Annotated in this window: 16 protein-coding genes; 7 read left to right on the top strand and 9 right to left on the bottom strand. The window is 70.2% G+C overall.

Annotation, left to right across the window (positions count from 1 at the left end):
- Positions 1–757 precede the first annotated feature (757 nt).
- From mce to R8G01_13785, 5 genes are all read right to left on the bottom strand, one after another.
- Positions 758–1,159 (bottom strand): methylmalonyl-CoA epimerase, encoded by a 402-nt coding sequence (gene mce, locus R8G01_13805; protein ID MDW3215073.1) that lies wholly within the window; start codon positions 1,157–1,159, stop codon positions 758–760.
- Between the two features lie 154 nt (positions 1,160–1,313).
- Positions 1,314–1,574 (bottom strand): hypothetical protein, encoded by a 261-nt coding sequence (locus tag R8G01_13800; protein MDW3215072.1) that lies wholly within the window; start codon positions 1,572–1,574, stop codon positions 1,314–1,316.
- Positions 1,575–1,713: 139 nt separating this feature from the next.
- The gene (ccrA, locus tag R8G01_13795; GenBank protein MDW3215071.1) at positions 1,714–3,051 is read right to left on the bottom strand and encodes a crotonyl-CoA carboxylase/reductase; all 1,338 of its coding nucleotides are present in this window, start codon (positions 3,049–3,051) and stop codon (positions 1,714–1,716) included.
- A 44-nt stretch (positions 3,052–3,095) separates the two neighbouring features.
- A complete protein-coding gene (locus tag R8G01_13790) occupies positions 3,096–4,238 on the bottom strand; it encodes an ABC transporter permease (protein MDW3215070.1) in 1,143 nt (380 codons plus the stop codon).
- Positions 4,235–5,167 (bottom strand): ATP-binding cassette domain-containing protein, encoded by a 933-nt coding sequence (locus tag R8G01_13785; GenBank protein MDW3215069.1) that lies wholly within the window; start codon positions 5,165–5,167, stop codon positions 4,235–4,237. The genes R8G01_13790 and R8G01_13785 overlap by 4 nt, the downstream gene beginning before the upstream one ends.
- A 78-nt stretch (positions 5,168–5,245) precedes the next feature.
- On the opposite strand from R8G01_13785, the gene R8G01_13780 reads away from it, so the two are divergent.
- Positions 5,246–6,427, top strand: a complete 1,182-nt coding sequence (locus R8G01_13780) for an acetyl-CoA C-acyltransferase (protein MDW3215068.1) — start codon at positions 5,246–5,248, stop codon at positions 6,425–6,427.
- 1,537 nt (positions 6,428–7,964) lie between these two features.
- Here R8G01_13780 and recR read toward each other — a convergent pair.
- Together recR and dnaX are read right to left on the bottom strand one after the other, a co-directional pair.
- Positions 7,965–8,570: a recombination mediator RecR gene (gene recR, locus R8G01_13775; protein MDW3215067.1), complete on the bottom strand. Its 606-nt coding sequence runs from the start codon at positions 8,568–8,570 to the stop codon at positions 7,965–7,967.
- Positions 8,571–8,573: 3 nt separating this feature from the next.
- Positions 8,574–10,589 (bottom strand): DNA polymerase III subunit gamma/tau, encoded by a 2,016-nt coding sequence (gene dnaX, locus R8G01_13770; protein ID MDW3215066.1) that lies wholly within the window; start codon positions 10,587–10,589, stop codon positions 8,574–8,576.
- 111 nt (positions 10,590–10,700) lie between these two features.
- Between dnaX and R8G01_13765 the strand changes: the two genes are divergently transcribed.
- On the top strand, positions 10,701–12,632 hold the full coding sequence (locus R8G01_13765; GenBank protein ID MDW3215065.1) for a CopD family protein: 1,932 nt from the start codon (positions 10,701–10,703) through the stop codon (positions 12,630–12,632).
- Positions 12,633–12,893: 261 nt separating this feature from the next.
- Here the strand turns inward: R8G01_13765 and R8G01_13760 are convergent, their stop codons facing one another.
- Positions 12,894–13,970: an ATP-dependent DNA ligase gene (locus R8G01_13760; protein MDW3215064.1), complete on the bottom strand. Its 1,077-nt coding sequence runs from the start codon at positions 13,968–13,970 to the stop codon at positions 12,894–12,896.
- The gene (locus R8G01_13755) at positions 13,967–14,386 is read right to left on the bottom strand and encodes a hypothetical protein (GenBank protein MDW3215063.1); all 420 of its coding nucleotides are present in this window, start codon (positions 14,384–14,386) and stop codon (positions 13,967–13,969) included. Before R8G01_13755 ends, R8G01_13760 begins: the two co-directional genes overlap by 4 nt.
- A gap of 758 nt (positions 14,387–15,144) precedes the next feature.
- Between R8G01_13755 and R8G01_13750 the strand changes: the two genes are divergently transcribed.
- The 5 genes from R8G01_13750 (at position 15,145) to R8G01_13730 (ending at position 18,108) form a co-directional block, all read left to right on the top strand.
- Positions 15,145–15,717, top strand: a complete 573-nt coding sequence (locus tag R8G01_13750; GenBank protein ID MDW3215062.1) for a sigma-70 family RNA polymerase sigma factor — start codon at positions 15,145–15,147, stop codon at positions 15,715–15,717.
- Positions 15,714–15,848, top strand: coding sequence for a hypothetical protein (locus tag R8G01_13745; GenBank protein ID MDW3215061.1), 135 nt, complete (start codon positions 15,714–15,716; stop codon positions 15,846–15,848). The genes R8G01_13750 and R8G01_13745 overlap by 4 nt, the downstream gene beginning before the upstream one ends.
- On the top strand, positions 15,845–15,967 hold the full coding sequence (locus tag R8G01_13740; protein MDW3215060.1) for a hypothetical protein: 123 nt from the start codon (positions 15,845–15,847) through the stop codon (positions 15,965–15,967). The genes R8G01_13745 and R8G01_13740 overlap by 4 nt, the downstream gene beginning before the upstream one ends.
- On the top strand, positions 15,964–16,683 hold the full coding sequence (locus tag R8G01_13735; protein ID MDW3215059.1) for a hypothetical protein: 720 nt from the start codon (positions 15,964–15,966) through the stop codon (positions 16,681–16,683). The genes R8G01_13740 and R8G01_13735 overlap by 4 nt, the downstream gene beginning before the upstream one ends.
- 72 nt (positions 16,684–16,755) lie before the next feature.
- A complete protein-coding gene (locus R8G01_13730; GenBank protein MDW3215058.1) occupies positions 16,756–18,108 on the top strand; it encodes a hypothetical protein in 1,353 nt (450 codons plus the stop codon).
- Positions 18,109–18,218: the final 110 nt, after the last annotated feature.

Below are 18,218 nucleotides of genomic sequence, written 5' to 3'. Positions count from 1 at the left end.
GTCGGCTGAGGAGGGACCGGCGGTCGGCCGTGGGCTGTGTCGCGGTCTTGCGTGTGGGGCGCGCGGGAGCGCGACACGGCTGGCTGGGGTGGACGGTCGGGCTGGGGTGTGTCGCGGTCTTGCGTGTGGGGCGCCCAGGAGCGCGACGTGGTCGGCTGGGGCGGGGCCGGCGGTCGGTCGTGGGCTGTGTCGCGGTGGTGCGCGTGGGGCGCGCAGGAGCGCGACATGGTCGGCTGGGGGTGGTGGTCGGTCGCGGGCGTGTCGCGGTCTTGTGTGTGGGGCGCGCAGAAGCGCGACATGGCTGGCTGGGGGTGGCGGTCGGGCTGGGGCGTGTCGCGGTCTTGCGTGTGGGGCGCGCGGGAGCGCGACACGGCTGGCTGGGGTGGGGCCGGCGGTCGGTCGTGGGCTGTGTCGCGGTCTTGTGCGTGGGATGCACGAGAGCGCGACATGGTCGGCGGGGGGTGTTGGTCGGGCTGGGGTGTGTCGCGGTCTTGCGTGTGGGGCGCCCGAGAGAGCGACATGGTCGGGTGGGGTGAGGCCGGCGGTCGGTCGTGGGCTGTGTCGCGGTCTTGCGTGTGGGGCGCCCAGAAGCGCGACACGGCTGGCTGGGGGTGGTGGTCGGTCGTGGGTGTGTCGCGGACTTGCGGGTGGGGCGCGCAGAAGCGCGACACGGCTGGCTGGGGGTGGCGGTCGGGCTGGGGCGTGTCGCGGTCTTGCGTGTGGGACGCCTGGAAGCGCGACACGGCTGGGGGAGGGGTCACTCCTGGACGAGTTCGATCAGGGTGCCGAAGCTGCCCTTCGGGTGCACGAACGCCACCGTCGTGCCGCGCGAACCGGGGCGAGGCTCCTTGTCGATCGGCGTCGCGCCGGCGTCGATCATCGCCTGCAGCGCGGCGGCGCAATCGTCGACCCGGTAGCCGACGTGGTGCAGACCCTCACCGCGCTTCTCGATCGACTTCGCGATCGGCGAGTCGGGGCGGGTCGCCGCCGTGAGCTGGATGTAACTGTCGGCGACCTTGACGAGCGCCTCCTCGACACCGTCGCTCTCGACGATCTCGCGATGGTGCACCTCGGCACCGAACGCCTCGGCGTAGTACTCGATCGCGGCCTCGAGGTCACGGACGGCGATGGCGACATGGTCGATCTCGGTGAGGATCATGCCCCCATTCTGCCGTTCGGTCGCGAGGTCGGGACGTCATCGCCGCCGACGAGCGACCGACGAACCACCGACGAGCGACCGACGAACCACCGATGAGCGACCGACGAACCACCGATGAGCGATCGACTAGCCACCGACGGGTGGCCTCCGAGGCTCAGCCGAGGTGCGTGAGGATGTCGACGGCGACGCGGCTGGCCGTGATGATGGCCGCCCAGGCCACCGTGCCGATCACGCACCAGGCGGCGACGTGGTGGACCGGGAACATGTCGTGCGGAGGCACGAAATCGTTCTCGGCGGCCTGGATCTCGGCGGTCTCGACGGGATCACACGGCCGAACCGTGTGGGGGAGTGGACGCACGCGACACGATGTGCGTCCCTCGTTCTCGGTCTGTGCGAGGCCTGACGGCCAAGTCATCGTGCCCACGTTCGGTCCCCTCGTCGGAGCAGCCCGGCCAGGTGGTCGAGCCGGGACATCGGAAACTGTAGGCACGTCGGCACCCCGCGCGACCCATCGCGACGAGATTTATGTGACTGTTGTCACTTCGCGCGCGTCGCTATGACGCGGAGCGGAAGCGGGTGATGTTTGCTTCGCCGATCCGATCGCGCTTCTCGGGGTCGGCGACGCCCTGCCCCTCCTCGGGCGACAGGCACAGCACGCCCAATTTGCCCTCGGCCTCGTTGCGGTGCACCGCCAGTGCCGCCTCGCCGACCTGATCGAGTGCGTACACGTCGCTCATGATCGGGTGGATCCTGCCCTGGTCGATCAGCCGGTTGGCGGCCCACGCTTCCTCGTAGTTGGCGAAGTGCGACGAGATCAGCTTCTTCAGCTTCATCCAGAAGTGCCGGTTGTCGAACTCGACCATGTAGCCCGATGTGGCCGCGCACGTGACGACGGTGCCGCCCCGCTTCGCCGCGAAGATCGAGGCTCCCATCGTCGAACGGCCCGGGTGCTCGAACACGATGTCGGGGTCGTCGCCGGTCAGCTCGCGGATCTTCTTGCCGAACCGCCGCCACTCGGACTCGTCCTGGGTGTGCTCGTCGGACCAGAACTGGTAGCCCTCGGCGCGACGATCGATCACGGCCTCGCACCCCATGTCGTTGAGGAGTTGGGCCCGCTCGGGCGACGAGACCACGCCGACCGGCGTGCCACCGCCGTTGAGCACGTACTGCACGGCGTAGCCACCGATCCCGCCGGTGGCACCCCAGATCAGGACCGAGTCGCCCTGCTTCATCCGGGCCCCGTTGTCGCCGACGAGCATCCGGTACGACGTCGAGTTGCACAGCGCGTTGACCGCCGCCTCCTCCCAGGTGAGGTGCGTCGGCTTCGGCATCAGCTGGTTGGCCTTCACGACCGACAGGTCGGCGAGCCCGCCGTAATTCGTCTCGAACCCCCAGATCCGCTGGTTGTTGGCGAGCATCGAGTCGTTGTGGGCGCTGTGGTCCTGACCGTCGACGTGGTTGCAGTGCACCGTCACCCGATCGCCGGGCTTCCAGTTGCGCACGGCCTCACCGACGCGCAACACGACACCAGACGCGTCGGAACCGATCACGTGGAACGGCTGCGAGTGGCGTTTGGCGATCTCCGACTCGCGAGCCAACCGATCGAGGAACCCGAACGTGGGGAGCGGCTCGAAGATCGAGGTCCAGACCGTGTTGAAGTTGATCGAGCTCGCCATGACGGCGAGGTAGACCTCGTCGGGTGCGAGATCAGGTGTCGGCACGTCGTCGATGTGGATCGACTTCGTCGGGTCCTTCTCCGCCGACTCGACGCCCTCGAACATCTCGGTCTCGTCGCGACGTACGAACGCCGCCCGAAATGACTCGGGGATCGGGATCGCGGCGAGCTCGTCACCGGATGCATTCGCCTGAATCGCTGCAAGGATCTCGTCCATGCGCGATCACATTACCCAGCGGTAACCGCCGGGAACGAAGCGAGTCAGCGACTCGATCGAAGATCGCGCCAACGGATCCGCCGGCCGGTCTGCACGATCGCACGCCGGAACACCACGGCGCCGACCCGCGCCACGACCACGACGCTCGCGAACAGCACGACCGCCGAGATCACGTACTCGGTCGTCGACCCGGCACCGATCGCGATCCGGTACGGCTCGATCATGGGCGACATGAAGGGGACGTAGGCGAGCACCGCGCCGACGGTCGACTCGGCCGACGACAGCGCCACGAAGTAGCCGACCACCAGCAGCATCGTCAGCGGCACGACGACGGCGCCGGCCTCCTCCTGGCGGGACACGAGCGCACCGAGTGATCCGGCCAGGATGAGGTAGAGCGCCAGGCCGCCGACGAACCACACCGACGACCCGAGCAGCGTCCGTCCGAGGCCCGACGGCAGATCTCCGCCGATCGCGAACTTGATCGCCACCGGTGTCGCCCCGGCCAACAGCGTGACGAGCCCGACGCACCCGACGCCGATCACCTTGCCGAACAGCAGCGCACGAGGCGGCACGATCGCGAGCAGCACCTCGCTGACCCGGTTCGACTTCTCCACCGCGACACCACCCGCCGCCTGGCTGGTGAGCACCACGGTGAGCATGTAGAGCACCAGCGTGATGCCGAACGCCGACGCTTCACGGCCCTCACGGTCGACGTCGATCGGCTCGATCGTCGGGGTGGCGTCGACGAACGCGTCGCGAACCTCGGCCGGGTCGATGCCGAGCTCGGTCAACCGCACCGCCGCCATCCGGTCGGCGACGATCTGCGCGACCACACCGACCACCTCCGCGTTCTCGTCGTCGACGAGCAGCGTGGGCGCGTCGGTCAGCAACACGGCGAGTTCGGTCGCTTCGTCGGTGATCGCGACGGCCGCGGCGACACGGTCGGCCCCCGCCGTGATCTCGAACTCGGGATCGGTCGAGGCCTCGAGCGACTCCCGGAGCCCGATCTCGTCGTCGCCGACGATCATCACCCGGCGGGCGCTGTCGTCGCCCGACAGCACGCTCGGCAACACCATCAGCGCACTCGCGCCGAGGAACGTGAATGCGATCAGCGCCCACACGCCCTTGCGGCGCGCCGACTCTCGGATCTCCCGCTCGATCACGAGCCGGGTCGCTCGGGTGCTCATGAGGTCACCTCGCTGCCGGTGGTGGTGATCGGTCGCCTCGCCGCGAGGAACAACTCGGACAGCGTGGGCGCCTCGACGCCGAAGTCGGTCACCGCCGTGTGCGTGCGCACCCGGTCGAGCACCAGTGCCGCGTCGATCCCCGGATCGAGCGCGAGGCGGGTACCGGTCGCGTCGGACGAGGCGACGTGCGCGCCGGTGTCGGACAGCCACGACGCATCGACGTCGACGTCGACCTGCAGGAACCGATCGGAACTCGCCCGCTTCAGGTCGCGGACCGCGCCCTGTAACACCACCCGCCCGTCGTGCAACATCACGATCGTCTCGCAGAGGTCCTCGACGAGATCGAGTTGGTGGCTCGAGAACACGAGATGGCCACCACCGTTCACGTGATCGTGGATGACGTCGGTGAGGAACTCGATCGCACCCGGATCGAGCCCCGCGAACGGTTCGTCGAGGACGAGGAGCTCCGGGCCGTGCACCATCGCCGCCGCCAACTGCACCCGCTGCGCCATGCCGCCCGAGAGCTCTCGGATCGGGTCACGCATGCGGTCGCTGAGCCCGAGTCGCTCGAGCAGATCGCCCGCACGTTCGCGCGCCTCCGTCCGCCCGATGCCGTACAGGCGGGCGAGCCAGACGAGGTGGTCGATCGTGCGCATCTCGCGGTACAGGCCACGCTCCTGTGGCATGTACCCCCAACGCCGACGATCGGCCGCCGTGGCCTCGCGTCCGTCCCAGCGCACCTCGCCGGCATCGGGTTCGAGCACGCCGAAGATGATCCGCATGAGCGTCGTCTTGCCGGCGCCGTTCGGCCCGAGCAGACCCACCACCCGGCCCGCCGGGACGTCGAGGTCGATGCCGTCGAGCACCTGACGCCCGTCGAAACGATGGCTGGCGCCGACCACGGACAGCGAGGTCGTCACGTCGTGCATCCCCGCGGGTGTAGCACGGATGCGCGTGCGTTCGGGCGCGCTTGTGGGCACATTCGCGTGCCGCGATAGCGTCGGAGCATGACTGGATCCGTGATCGTCGCCGGTGCCCGTACTCCGATCGGAAAGATGTCGGGCGCGTTCGCGTCGATGTCGGCCGCTGACCTCGGAGGGATCGCGATCGCCGAAGCGCTCCAGCGCGCCGGCGTGTCTCCCGAGCAGGTCGAGCACGTGATCATGGGGCAGGTGCTGATGGCCGGCCAGGGGCAGGTTCCCGCCCGTCAGGCCGCCGGCAAGGCCGGCATCCCGATGCGGGTGCCGTCGGTCAACGTCAACAAGGTCTGCCTGTCGGGGCTCAACTCGATCTACCAGGCCCACCAGATGATCCAGTCGGGCGACGCCGACATCGTGGTCGCCGGCGGCATGGAGTCGATGACCAACGCGCCGTACCTCGCCCAGGGCGCCCGCGGCGGGTTCCGCTACGGACACACGCAGCTCGAGGATTCGATCATCACCGACGGCCTGTGGTGCTCGTTCGACGCCTGCCTGATGGGCCTCGGCACCGACCGCTACACCGGCGACTCGATCAGCCGGGCCGAGATGGACGAGGCCTCGGCGATGTCGCACGAGCGGGCGGCCACCGCCACCAAGGACGGCATCCTCGCCGACGAGATCGCACCGGTCTCCGTGCCGCAGCGCAAGGGCGACCCGGTCCTGGTCGAGCACGACGAGGGTGTCCGGCCCGGCACCACGGCCGAGAGCCTCGGCAAGTTGCGTCCGGCATTCGACCCCGACGGCTCGATCACGGCCGGCAATGCCTCACAGCTCAGCGACGGCGCGTCGGCGGTCGTCGTGATGTCGGCCGCAGCGGCCGAGGCGTCGGGCGTGGCGCCCCTGGGTGAGATCGTCAGCTACGGCATGGTCGCCGGACCCGACAACGCCTCGCTCAACTGGCAGCCGGCCAACGCGATCGAGAAGGCGCTCTCCAAGACCGACCTGTCGGTGTCCGACATCGATGTGTTCGAACTCAACGAGGCCTTCGCCGCCGTCGGGATCGCGTCGTCGCGTCAGCTCGGGATCGATCTCGACCGGGTCAACGTCAACGGCGGCGCGATCGCCCTCGGTCACCCGATCGGGATGAGCGGCAACCGGCTCGCGCTGACCCTGCTGCACGAGCTCCGTCGCCGCGGCGGCGGTGTCGGCGCCGCAGCGCTGTGCGGCGGTGGCGGCCAAGGCGACGCCATCATCGTCCGTTCCCTCTGACCCCGAGCCGGCGGCCACCGTCCGACCGGCCCCACCAGCCCGCCGTCCCACCCGGCCGCCGTCCCACCCGGCCCCTACCGGCCCGGCCCGCCACTAGCCGTGTCGCGTTGTTGTGCGCCCTGACCCCGGATTCGCGACACGGTTGGGGTCCCGCGTCGATCGCCGGCGGCCGTGTCGCGTTGTTGCGCCCCCTGCGCCCGGATTCGCGACACGGCCCGAGGCTGGGGCTGAGGCTGAGGCTGAGGGGTGCTTGATGGCCGCCGGCCGCGTCGCGTTGTTGTGCGCCCTGCGCTGGATTCGCGACACGGCCCGAGGCTGGGGCTGAGGCTGGGGGGTCAGAGGTGCTTGATGGCCGCTGGCCGTGTCGCGTTGTTGTGCGCCCTGCGCTGGATTCGCGACACGGTCCGAGGCTGGGGGCTTAGGGGTGTTTGATGGCCGGCGGCCGTGTCGCGAGTTTGTGCGCCCTGGCCCCTGATTCGCGACACGGTTGGGGTCCCGGGTCGATCGCCGGCGGCCGTGTCGCGAGTTTGTGCGCCCTGGCCCCTGATTCGCGACACGGTCTGGGGCTGGGGCTGGGGCTGGGGCTGGGGCTGGGGCTGGGGCCGGGGGCTCAGGTGTGCGCCCCGGGCCCGGAATCGCGACACGGCTGTGTCTGGAGTCGAGTTCGGTCGGCTGTGTCGCTGGCGTGGACTCCGGGCCCGGATTCGCGACACGGTCGTGGTGGGGCCGGGGTCCCGGGCTTCATCGTCGTCAGCCGTGTCGCGCTGGCGTGGACCCCGGGCTCGGGATCGCGACACGGTCGGGGACCCGGGTCGATGGCCGGCGGCCGTGTCGCGTTGGTGTGCGCCCTCGGGCTGGATTCGCGACACGGATCGTGCTCTGGGCCACTCGATCGGGTGATCGGTGGGTGTTGACGGGATCTTTGCACGCCAGGCGTTGACGCTTGAGGTTCGTTTTCGTAACGTAACTGACACATACGAATGAGGCGTCATTCCAACCGAGTCGGCCCGTCCGCCCGCTACCGACTCGGAAGGCATGGCGCCTCGTTCGCGTCCGCACGCAGGTCGGTCGGTCGAACGTTATGTGGCCCTCAGGAGACCTCCAGCCGCTCGATGTCGGCAACGGCGGTTGGGTGGCGCCGGGTCGATGGCGATACCTGCTCCGGCCGCTCGGTGGCGCGGTTCGAGCATCGGGGTTCGGTTCGGTCGGCCGTGGCTGGTCGCTCGGCCGTCGGCTTGGCCTCGTTGCGCCGGTTCGGGTCGGCGCCGGCCGCCCGTCGGGCATGGCGTCGTTCGGCCGTCGGATCGATGGCGTCGTCCGGAGAGCCGTTCGGCCGTCGGCTTGGCTTCGCTCCCCGATTCGGGTCGGCGCCGGCCGCCCGTCGAGTATGGCGTCGTTCGGCCGTCGCGTCGATGGCGTCGTCCGGAGCGCCGTTCGGCCGGACGACGTGGCGAAGCAACTCGGTGCGACCTGGCGTGCGGCGACCCGTCGATCCGGCGATCTGTCCGACGGGCGACGGGTGGCCCCGGCTCGGTCGTCAGTCGATCGAACGGCGGCCCTCGAGCGCCCGACCGAGGGTCAACTCGTCGGCGTACTCGAGATCGCCACCGACCGGCAGACCGGAAGCCAGCCGGGTGACCTTCAGGCCCAGCGGCTTCAGCATGCGGGCCAGGTACATGGCGGTCACCTCGCCCTCGGTGTTGGGGTTGGTGCACACGATGACCTCTTGGACATCTTCCGGGCCCAGCCGCTCGAGCAACTCGCGGATCTTCAGCTGTTCGGGCCCGATGCCCTCGAGCGGGCTCATGGCACCGAGCAGCACGTGGTAGCGCCCGTTGAACTCACCGGTGCGCTCGACCGACACGATGTCGCGCGACTCTTCGACGACACAGATGATCGAGGAGTCGCGCCGGTCGTCGCTGCAGTAGGTGCAGAGCTCACGCTCCGAGACGTTGAAGCACCGTTCGCAGAAGCGCACCTTGTCCTTCGCCTCGCGGATCGCGTGAGCGAGTCGGTGGGCGTCGTCGGCCGGGACCTTGAGCAGGTGGAACGCGATCCGTTGCGCCGACTTGGGTCCGATGCCGGGCAATCGGCCGAGTTCGTCGATCAGTGATTGGACGGGAGGGGTGTACGCGCTGGCCATGGATCAGTCGTCGGTCATCAGCTCGGAGCCGGGGAATGCCTCGGCGAGCCGATCGATCGGCGTCTTGACCGATTCGGGTGGGGCGTCGGTCAGCTCGTGCAGGTCGACGTCTTCGTCGGCCTCGGGGACGTACGGCTCGGGTTCGACGTCGGGCTCGGGCTCGGGCTCGGGCCGCGGCCGAGGTGCGGCAGGGGCCGAGGCGGGAGTCGACGCCGCGGACGTCGACGACGGCCCGGGTGACGAGGCGGGAGCCGGCGGCTCGCGGCTGGGCTCGGGCCGGGTCGGCGTCGACCGAGGCTCGTCGCCCACGGCGCCACCGCCGCTGACGAACTCGATCGTGACCGGCGTGCCGACGGCGCGGGCGAGGGCGGCTTCGACGTCGGCACGGAACTCGTTGCACTTGTTGCCGTGCGCCTCGTTCGGGACCGAGAACATCCACGTGTCGCCACGGTTGCCGACGAACGAACCGGCCGAGTACAGCGCACGGACGAGCGGCTTGACCTGGCCCTTGACCGTGTGCTCCCACGCATCGGGCACCGAGATCGACGGGGCGGGCGGTGCCGCCGGCTCGGGCGCCGGGGTCGGTGCCGGGGCCGCCGGTGCGTCGGCGGGCGCGGTGCGGGGCGATGCCGTCTCGGCAGGTTCGGGTGATGCGGCCGGCGTCTGGGCAGCAGGCGTCTGGCCAGCAGGTGACTGGGCAGCAGGTGACTGGGCAGCAGGAGTCTGGCCAGCAGGTGACTGGGCAGCCGGCGGCTCGGCAGCAGGCGTCTGGGCAGGCGTCTGGTCGGCAGGCGTCTGGGCAGTCGATGGCTCGGCCGTTCGGGTCGGCGTCGGGCGCCGCGCCGCGCCGCCGAGCACCGCCCTGCCCGTCGACGGATCCTTCGGCACCGCGGCCGCGGCGGCGCCCGACTCGCGCAGCTGCTTGACCGTGTTCTCCAAACGCTCGATCCGGGCCATCAACGCTTCGGTGTCGCTCCCGACGTCGTCGTGGGTGAGCTGCACCAGCGCCACCTCGACGAGGATCCGCGGGTCGGGCGCATGGCGCATGTCGAGCAACGCCGATCCGAGCCGCTCGATCGCTCGGACGAGTGCCGCCGCACCGAGCTGCTGTGCCTGGGTCGCGATCGCATCGACCCGGTCGGACGGCAGCACGACCAGTTCGGGCGCCATCAACGCCAGGAATGCGTTGCGGAGGTGCCGCACGATGTCTTCGGTGACCGTGCGCGGGTCGCGGCCCAACCCGACCGCGTGGCCCATCGCGGTGAGGACACGACCGGAATCGCGCTCGATCAGGCCGGTCAGGAACTCGTCGAGATCGATGACGTCGCTGACATCGCCGCCCGTCGACGCGAGCAGTTCGAGTGCCGACAACGTGTCGCGAGCCGAGCCGCCACCCCGGGTCAACGCCGCGTCGAGCGCCGCCTGCGACAGGTCGAGGCCGGCGTCCTGGGCGACCCACTGCACGTGTTCGGCGAGCGTGTCGGACGGCAACAGGTGGAACTGCAGGTGCTGGGTTCGCGACCGGATCGTGTCGCTCATCTTCTGCGGGTCGGTCGTGGCCAGGACGAACACGACGTGCGGAGGAGGCTCCTCGAGCGTCTTGAGCAGCGCCGCCTCGGCCGCCTTGGAGAGCATGTGGACCTCGTCGAGGATGTACACCTTGTGCCGGCCCGGTGTGCCGAGCGAGGCCTTCTCGACCAGGTCGCGGATCGAATCGACGCCGTTGTTCGACGCGGCGTCGAGTTCGTGCACGTCGTAGCTCGTGCCACGTTCGACCGACAGGCACGATTCGCACGCGCAGCACGGCTCGCCGTCGATCACGTTCTCGCAGTTGAGGACCTTGGCCAGGATGCGCGCCGACGTGGTCTTGCCGGTGCCGCGCGGCCCGGAGAACAGGTACGCCTGGCCTTCGCGGCCCGACATCACGGCGTCGCGAAGCGCCCGAACCACATGATCCTGACCCTTGAGTTCGCTGAATCGACGCGGCCGATAGCGGCGGTAGAGGGACTGGGTTGCCATCGAGCCGAGCCTACTCAGTGGGTGAACGGTCGGACTCGGCCACCCTCGGCCGGTGTCGACGCGTCGGGTGATGGTGAACGAACACCGCCGACCCTGACTACCGTGGTCGGCGTGAGCGTTCGAACCTCTGTTCCCTCGCGCGTGGGCGCACCGGTCGCCGACCGGGTCAGGTCGATGCTCCTCGCCGTCGCGGCGGTCCTGGTTGCGCTCGCGGTCGGCTCGCCCGCCGCCGCGCAGGACACGAACTCGCTCCAGTCGATCACGCCGCAAGACGGCGCGTCGCTCTCCGAGTCGCCGACCGAGATCCAGCTGGTGTTCACGCAGGAGCTCGCGGTCGACGACGAGGTCGCCGTCAATCTGTCGTGCAGTTTCCAACCGCAGGACACGGGCGTCCCCGAGGCCGACGACGACCGACTGATCGTCACCACCCCGATCAACACCCCGTTGCCCAAGGGTGCGTGCACGATCGCCTGGTCGCTCAGGGACGTCGCCGGCGAGACCCTGCTGAGCAGCACGACGTCGTTCACCGTCACCAACGATCCGCCCGCCACCGCGACCGACCCGCCCGATGCCGGAGCGGCGGCCGCCACGACGACCGACCCGTTCATCCGGACCGACGCGACCCCGGCTGCTGCCGCCGCGAGCGAACCCGTCGACCAGGGCAGCACCGGCGGCGCCCTCTGGCTCGGCCGGATGCTGTCGACCCTCGGCATCCTCGTCGTGTTCGGCGGCCTCGCCCTGATCAGCGTCGGTTGGCCCGAGGGCCCGGAGTACGTCGTCACCGTCCGCTTCCTCCGTGCCGCGTGGGCGCTGGCGCTGCTCGGCACGTTCCTCTACCTGATCGCCTACGCCGCCGACTTCAGCGGGACGTCCCTCGGCTCGGCGATGAGCCCCGGGCAGTGGCTCGACCTCTACGACGACGGATGGCGCGGCCGCGGTGCACTGTTGCGCCTGGTGTTCATTGGCGCCACCGGTTGGGTTGCGATCCGTCCCGAACGGATCATCGACCCGCAGAGCGCCATGTGGGCCTGGGCGCTACCCGGGTTCGCACTCGTCGCCGTCTCGCTCAGCCGCACCGACGGTCCCGCCGCTCCGATCGGTTTCGTCATCGGGTTCGTCCACGTGCTGTCGGTCGCGATCTGGTTCGGAGGAGCCGCACTCGTGGCCCGGGTCGTGCTCGCCGGACCGGGCGAGGACGACCTCGTCCAGGCGACGCGCACCTTCAGCCGGATCTCGATTCCCGCGATCCTCGTGGCCTGCGTGACCGGGATCATGCAGCTCATCCGACTCGACGGTGGCGACCTGTTCGGTTCGAGCCACGGCCGGGTCCTGCTCCTGAAGGTGGTCGCCGTCGCTGCCATGTTGGCCGTGGCGCTCGCCGTACGACAGCAGGTGACCATGCGGCTCGACCGCGCACACGAACTGACCGCGCCCGCCGCCGACCGGTTCCGTCGCGCGTTCGGCGCCGAGGCCGCGCTCGGGGTCGTCGCCCTCGCGTTCAGCGGTTGGCTGATCGGTCTCACGCCGTCGAAGATCGACGACTTCCCCCGCGAGGACCTCCCGCGCGAGCTGCCGTTCACCGACGAGGCGACCGGCCTCGACGCGGTGGTCTACATCGGTCCGGCCCAGGTCGGCCGCAACGGGTTCCGGATCGAGGTCGACGCTCCCGCCGAGAACATCAACAACCTGACACTGCGGTTCATCCCACCGGAGGGCAGCAACCTCCCGACGCTCGAACAGCCGATCCCGCTGACGACGTGGGGCACGGCGCAACTCGCCATCGCCGACGGCCTGCCGTTCCAGGTCGGTGGCGTGTGGACGTTGCAGGTCAGCGTGAGCACGGCGACCGGGACGCTCGACGGAGCGACCCGCACGTTCCAGGTGTTCGACGCCGACGGCAACGAAGTCGTGACGCCGCAGGTGCCGGTCTCCACGCCGACCCAGATCTCCGTGGTCGAACAGAGCAACACGACGGCGCCGTTCGCGACGACCACGACGACCCCGCCGCCGACCACGCCGACCACCGCCCCGCCCGAGGGCTGACCCGCCGACACCCGCGGGCCGTCGCGCGTCGGCCGGGCCGCACCGGCCGCGTCGGGGTGGTGGGAGCGGTGGGACCGGAATCGCGACACGGACGGTGGGTGACGCGGTGGGTCGGGGTGCCGTGTCGCGGTGGTGTGAGTGGTGGGCCTGGTTTCGCGACACGGCCCGTGGCGCGGCGGCGGGTCGGGGTGCCGTGTCGCGGTGGTGTGAGTGGCCGGCCTGGTTTCGCGACACGGCCCGCGGCGCGGGCGGTGATTCGGGTCAGCCGGATTCGGCGAGCAGGTCGTCGAACCGCACCGGACTCGCGACGTCGAGCTGGTCGTAGCGACACGACTCGGGTGTGCGATCCGGACGCCAACGTTGGAACTTCACGCCGTGCCGGAACCGGCCCGACTCGAGTTGGCCGAACGTCACCTCGACCACCCGTTCCGGCCGGAGCGGCACGAACGAGAGGTCCTTGTTCACGTTCCAGCGTGAGAACCCGCCGGGCATGCGCTGCGTGCTGTCGGCCTGTGCCTCGGCCCATCCCTGCCACGGGTGCCCGTCGAGCGCGTTCTCGGTGAGCGGGCCGAGCTCGTCGACGAGCTCCTTGCGGAACTTGGCCGTGAACGCCGCGCACACACCGACGTGGTGGAGCCGGTCGTCGTCGCCGTACAACCCGAGCAGGAGCGAACCGACGCCCTCACCGTCCTTGTGAATCCGGAAGCCGGCGACCACACAATCGGCCGTGCGCTCGTGCTTGACCTTGACGAGCGTGCGCTTGTCGGGTGCGTAGACACCGTCGAGCGGCTTCACCATCAGGCCGTCGAGCCCAGCCCCCTCGAACCGGGTGAACCACCGCTCGGCGATGGCGGGGTCGGTCGTGGCCGGCGTCAGATGCACGCTGTCGTTCGGATCGAGGTGACGTTCGAGCAACGAGCGCCGCTCACCGAACGGTGTGTCCATCAGGTCGTCGTCGCCGAGCGCCAGGATGTCGAACGCGACGAACTGGGCCGGCGTCTGTTCGGCGAGCATGTCGACCCGCGAGGCCGCTGGGTGGATGCGCTGCTGGAGCGCGTCGAAGTCGAGACCGTGACCTTCGGCGTGGGCGACGACGATCTCCCCGTCGACGACACACCGCTCGGGCAACGCATCGGCGAGCACCGGCACCAGCTCGGGGAAGTACCGGTTGAATGGCTTCTGGTTGCGGCTCGCGAGCTGGATGTCGTCGCCGTCACGGAACACGATGCACCGGAAGCCGTCCCACTTCGGCTCGTAGAGCACGTCGGCGGTGTCGGGGATCGACCGGGCCAGCTTGGCGAGCATGGGTTTGATCGGTTGCTGGATCGGGAGGCTCATGAACGTCGCTCGTAGGAGATCGCCCAGTTCTCGGTCCAGCCGGCCTGGTCGGGCGATGATTCCCACCGCCACTCGAACGAGTCGGCGGCGACGTCGGAGAACACCATCCGCTTGTACAGCGCCGGCTCGTCGACGGGGCCGGGGGTGGCGAACGAGGGGTTCCCGTCGACGAGTCCGCCGACGAAATGCCAGTAGGCACCACCCTGGTCGACCCAGGTCTGCTGCCAGACGTGGCGCTTCGGATGGAACACCGACATGCTCGTGCCGCTCCACACCTGTGGGGCATCCATCTCGAAGCGCTCGGTGAGGACGTGCCCACCGAACTCACGGGTGATCGTGTTGATCGCATGCCCACCCTCGAAGGTGCAGTCCCACTCACCGACCCAGAAGTCGAACCCATGCTCGTCGAGTTCCATGCCGCGAGCGTACGCCACCCCCGAAGCGCCTGGTCCCGGCGTTGGCCCCTGGCCATGGTGGCCGGTCTCGGATCACGGGCCTCGTCCGGCCATGCCGCGTTTGTGGGGCCGGCGGGCCTGGGATCGCGACACGCCCTGGGTGAGTGTGCGGAGTCAGGTCGGCGGAGGTGGGGCCGCGTCGCGGTCTCGTGGCTGGTGGCCACAAGATCGCGACATACCTGCGTCGGTCGGCGGAGGGTGGACCGTGTCGCGTTTGTGGGGCTGGTGGGCCTGGGATCGCGACACGCCCTGGGTGCGGAGTCTCGGTCGGCGGAAGGTGGGCCGTGTCGCGGTTGCGGGGGCGGTGGGCGCGAGATCGCGACAAGCCCTGGTGGTGTGCGGAGCCCGGGTGGTGGGTGGACTGTGTCGCGGTCTTGGGGGTGGTGGGCCCGGGATCGCGACACGCCCTGGGCGTGTGTGCGGAGTCCCGGTCGGCGGAGGTGGGGCCGTGTCGCGGTCTTGGGGCTGGTGGCCACAAGGTCGCGACATACGTGGGCGGTCGGCGGAGGTGGGGCCGTGTCGCGGTCTTGGGGCTGGTGGCCACAAGGTCGCGACATGCGTGGGTCGGTCGGCGGAGGTGGGGCCGTGTCGCGGTCTTGGGGGTGGTGAGCCCGGGATCGCGACACGCTCCGGGGTGGGGATGGGGGCGGCAGCAGCGGACGGCGGGGAACCGATGGGGTGTGCGTGGTGTCGGACGGTGCGACAGGCTGTCATCAGCGATGCCACCACTCGATCTGACCGTGTTCGACGACGACGAACTCGTCGCTCGTGTTCGCTCCGGCGACCGCGACGCCTTCGGCGCGCTCGTCGAGCGTCATCAGCGGGCGGCGTTGCGGGTGGCGGCGGTGATCAGCAGTTCGACGGAGGAGGCGAACGACATCGTGCAAGACGCCATGGTCAAGGCGTACCGGAGCCTCGACACCTATCGCGGCACCAGCTCGGTGCGCTCGTGGATGCTCCGGGTCGTCGCCAACGAGGCGAAGAACCACGTGCGGGGTCGGGTCAGGCGGCTGCGCCGTGACGACCGTGCTTCGGCTCGTGAACTCCGGATCACCACGGGTGCCGACACGGCCGCCTTCGACCGAATCGAACACGAAGCGCTCGCCGACGCGCTCGGCCGGCTCGGGGCGAACGACCGAGCCGTGCTCGGCTGCCGGTTCGTCGCCGACCTGTCCGAAGCCGAGACCGCGACCGTGCTCGGGATCGCCAGCGGCACCGTGAAGTCGCGCACGTCGCGTGCGCTCGAGCGGCTGCGGGTCGAATTGGGCGGCGAATGGGGAGGAGTGTCATGACCGTGCTCGTGGAGCGTGTGCGCTTGCTCGGCGACGCGCCCGTTCTCGTTCGCGGGGTCGAGGCGGACACGTCGCGTGCGCTCGAGCGGCTGCGGGTCGAATTGGGCGGCGAATGGGGAGGAGTGTCATGACCGTGCTCGTGGAGCGTGTGCGCTTGCTCGGCGACGCGCCCGATCTCGCTCGCCGCGTCGAGGCGAACACGTCGCGTGCGCTCGAGCGGCTGCGGGCCGAACTGGGAGGAACGACATGACCATGCTGGAAGAACGCCTGCGCTCACTCGGCGACGCGCTCGACCTCGAACCCGGCCGAGCAACCGGCGCAGACCCAACCGAGGCCGAGGCAACCCGCTCGGGCGGCGCACCGGTCGAATCGGCGTTGGCCGCGGCCGTGCTCGCCCGGCTCGACGAGCCACCGGTTCGCCGAGGGCACACCGTGCTGCGGGTTGCCGCCGCCCTCGTCATCGTGGTCGCCCTCGTGGCCGTCGCCGTGCCGTCGTCGCGCCGGACGGTCGCCGACTGGTTCGGCTTCGACGGCGCCAGGATCGAGCGCCGGCCCGCCGCACCCACCGTCTCGACGCCCGACCCGTTCGACGACGCCCCGACGACCGGGGCCGACGGTGCTGATGTCTCGGACGACCCGGCTGCCGGCTCGATCGGCACCGTGGTGGATGTCGACGGCACCGACATCCTCGTGTCGGAGTTCGTGGGCACGCTCGACAACCCGGCGATCGGCAAGACCGTCGGCGACGGCACGAACGTGCGACAGGTCGACGTCGGCGGGCAGGTGGGCATCTGGATCGACGGGGCACCGCACGACGTGTCGTTCCTCGACGACGAGGGCGACATCGTGTTCGAGCGGTTCGCCGGCAACACGCTGCTGTGGCAGGACGGTGACGTCGTCCGCCGCCTGGAGGGCTTCGCCGACGTCGCCGCCGCGATCGAGTACGCCGAACACATCGAGCCGTGACCGCGCGGAGGGGGTCTGACCCTCTCCGTCGGCGTCGGGAACCCGTCGCGGGTCGGCGGTGTCGGACACCACATGAGCCGCACGAAGATCCAACCCGTGGTGATCGCGGCGGCGCTGATCGTCTCCGCCTGCACCGGTTCGTCCGAACTCGCCGACGACGGGCGCGGTGCCGGCGCTGACGCAGACGTCGACGAGTCGTCGCTGGTGACGATGCCTCCCGTCGCCGACACCACGGGCCCAGACGCCGACGAACCGAAGTCGGGGGCCGAGCCGGCGATCACCCGCGACGCGTCGATCGCGCTCATCGACGACACCGGCAGACTCGGGTTGATCACCGACGGAACCGTCCGGAACGACTGGGTCAAGTTCGACGCGTTCCCCTCGCCCGACCGTACCGTCGCGGTCATGACGCTCGGCCCCCACATCCAGGGCATCGGGCCAGAACGACCGGTGATGTGGGCGAGTCTGCCCGAGGGCGAACCGCTCGCCGAACAGACGATGCGGACGGCGAGCGAACTCACGGCGACGTCGCTCGACGGCACGTTCGCCGGGTTCACCACGCGAGCCGGCGAAGCGATCGGCGACGCCATCGCCGGCGCGCGCCGCACGAGCGAGATCGAGATCATCTCCCGCGACGACGGCACGGTGTTCAGCCAGACGCTCGACGGCAACTTCGTGCCCGAGGCGTTCAGCCGCACCACCAACGCCGACGGCGTCCCGTCGCTCGTGTTCCTGCTCGAGTACTTCCCGGCCGAGGCGCCGCGGTTCTACCGGGTGCGGGTGCTGTCGACCGAGACCGGCGAGGTGTCGCTCCCGCTCAACCTGCGCGACAAGAGCCAGCAGGTCGACGAACGGATGGCCGGCTTCAGCCGCTCGCAGGTCGTCGCCGAGGAGCACGGTCTGCTGTTCACCCTGTACCGGGGCACGATCGACGGCACCCCCGACGGTGAGCCGTACGCGTTCGTGCACACCCTCGACTTCGCCGACGGCGTGTGGTGCCTCGAGGTCGACCCGGAACTCGAACTCGACCGGCTGCCGGGCAGCCTCGCCGCGGGCGGTGACCGGCTGTACGTCGCCAGCGCCAACGGCAAGGTCGGCGCCTACCCGATCCCGTCGCTGAGCGACCCCGGCCTGTCGCCGACGATGGACTGGGTCGTCGACGCCGTCGCCCCGGGCGACGACGCCCCGCTGATCACGGCGGACGACGAGGCGGTCCACGTCGCCGATCCGGAGCGCTCGGGTTTCGTGGCCCACGTCCATGCCGAGGGTCTGGTCCACCCGGCGGTCCGCATGTTCGGCGACGCGCCGACGGCGTTCGCCTGGGACGACGACGGGTTGCAGGCCATCGGCGACCAGTGGGCGAGCTTCGGTCACTTCTACCGGCCAGACTGGCTCGGCCGAGTCGTCCACCTCGTCGTCGACTGACGTCGGCGCCGGGGGGATTCGACCGGACCGAACAGGAGCGGAGCGCCAGATCGCTCGGGCACCGACCGTCGGGTCTCGTTTCGCTCCCGGTGGCCACGGGTACGACCGGG

The sequence above is a fragment of the Ilumatobacteraceae bacterium genome (assembly GCA_033344875.1).
Classification (GTDB): Bacteria; Actinomycetota; Acidimicrobiia; order Acidimicrobiales; family Ilumatobacteraceae; genus Ilumatobacter.
This window is presented reverse-complemented; position numbering and strand designations above follow the sequence as displayed.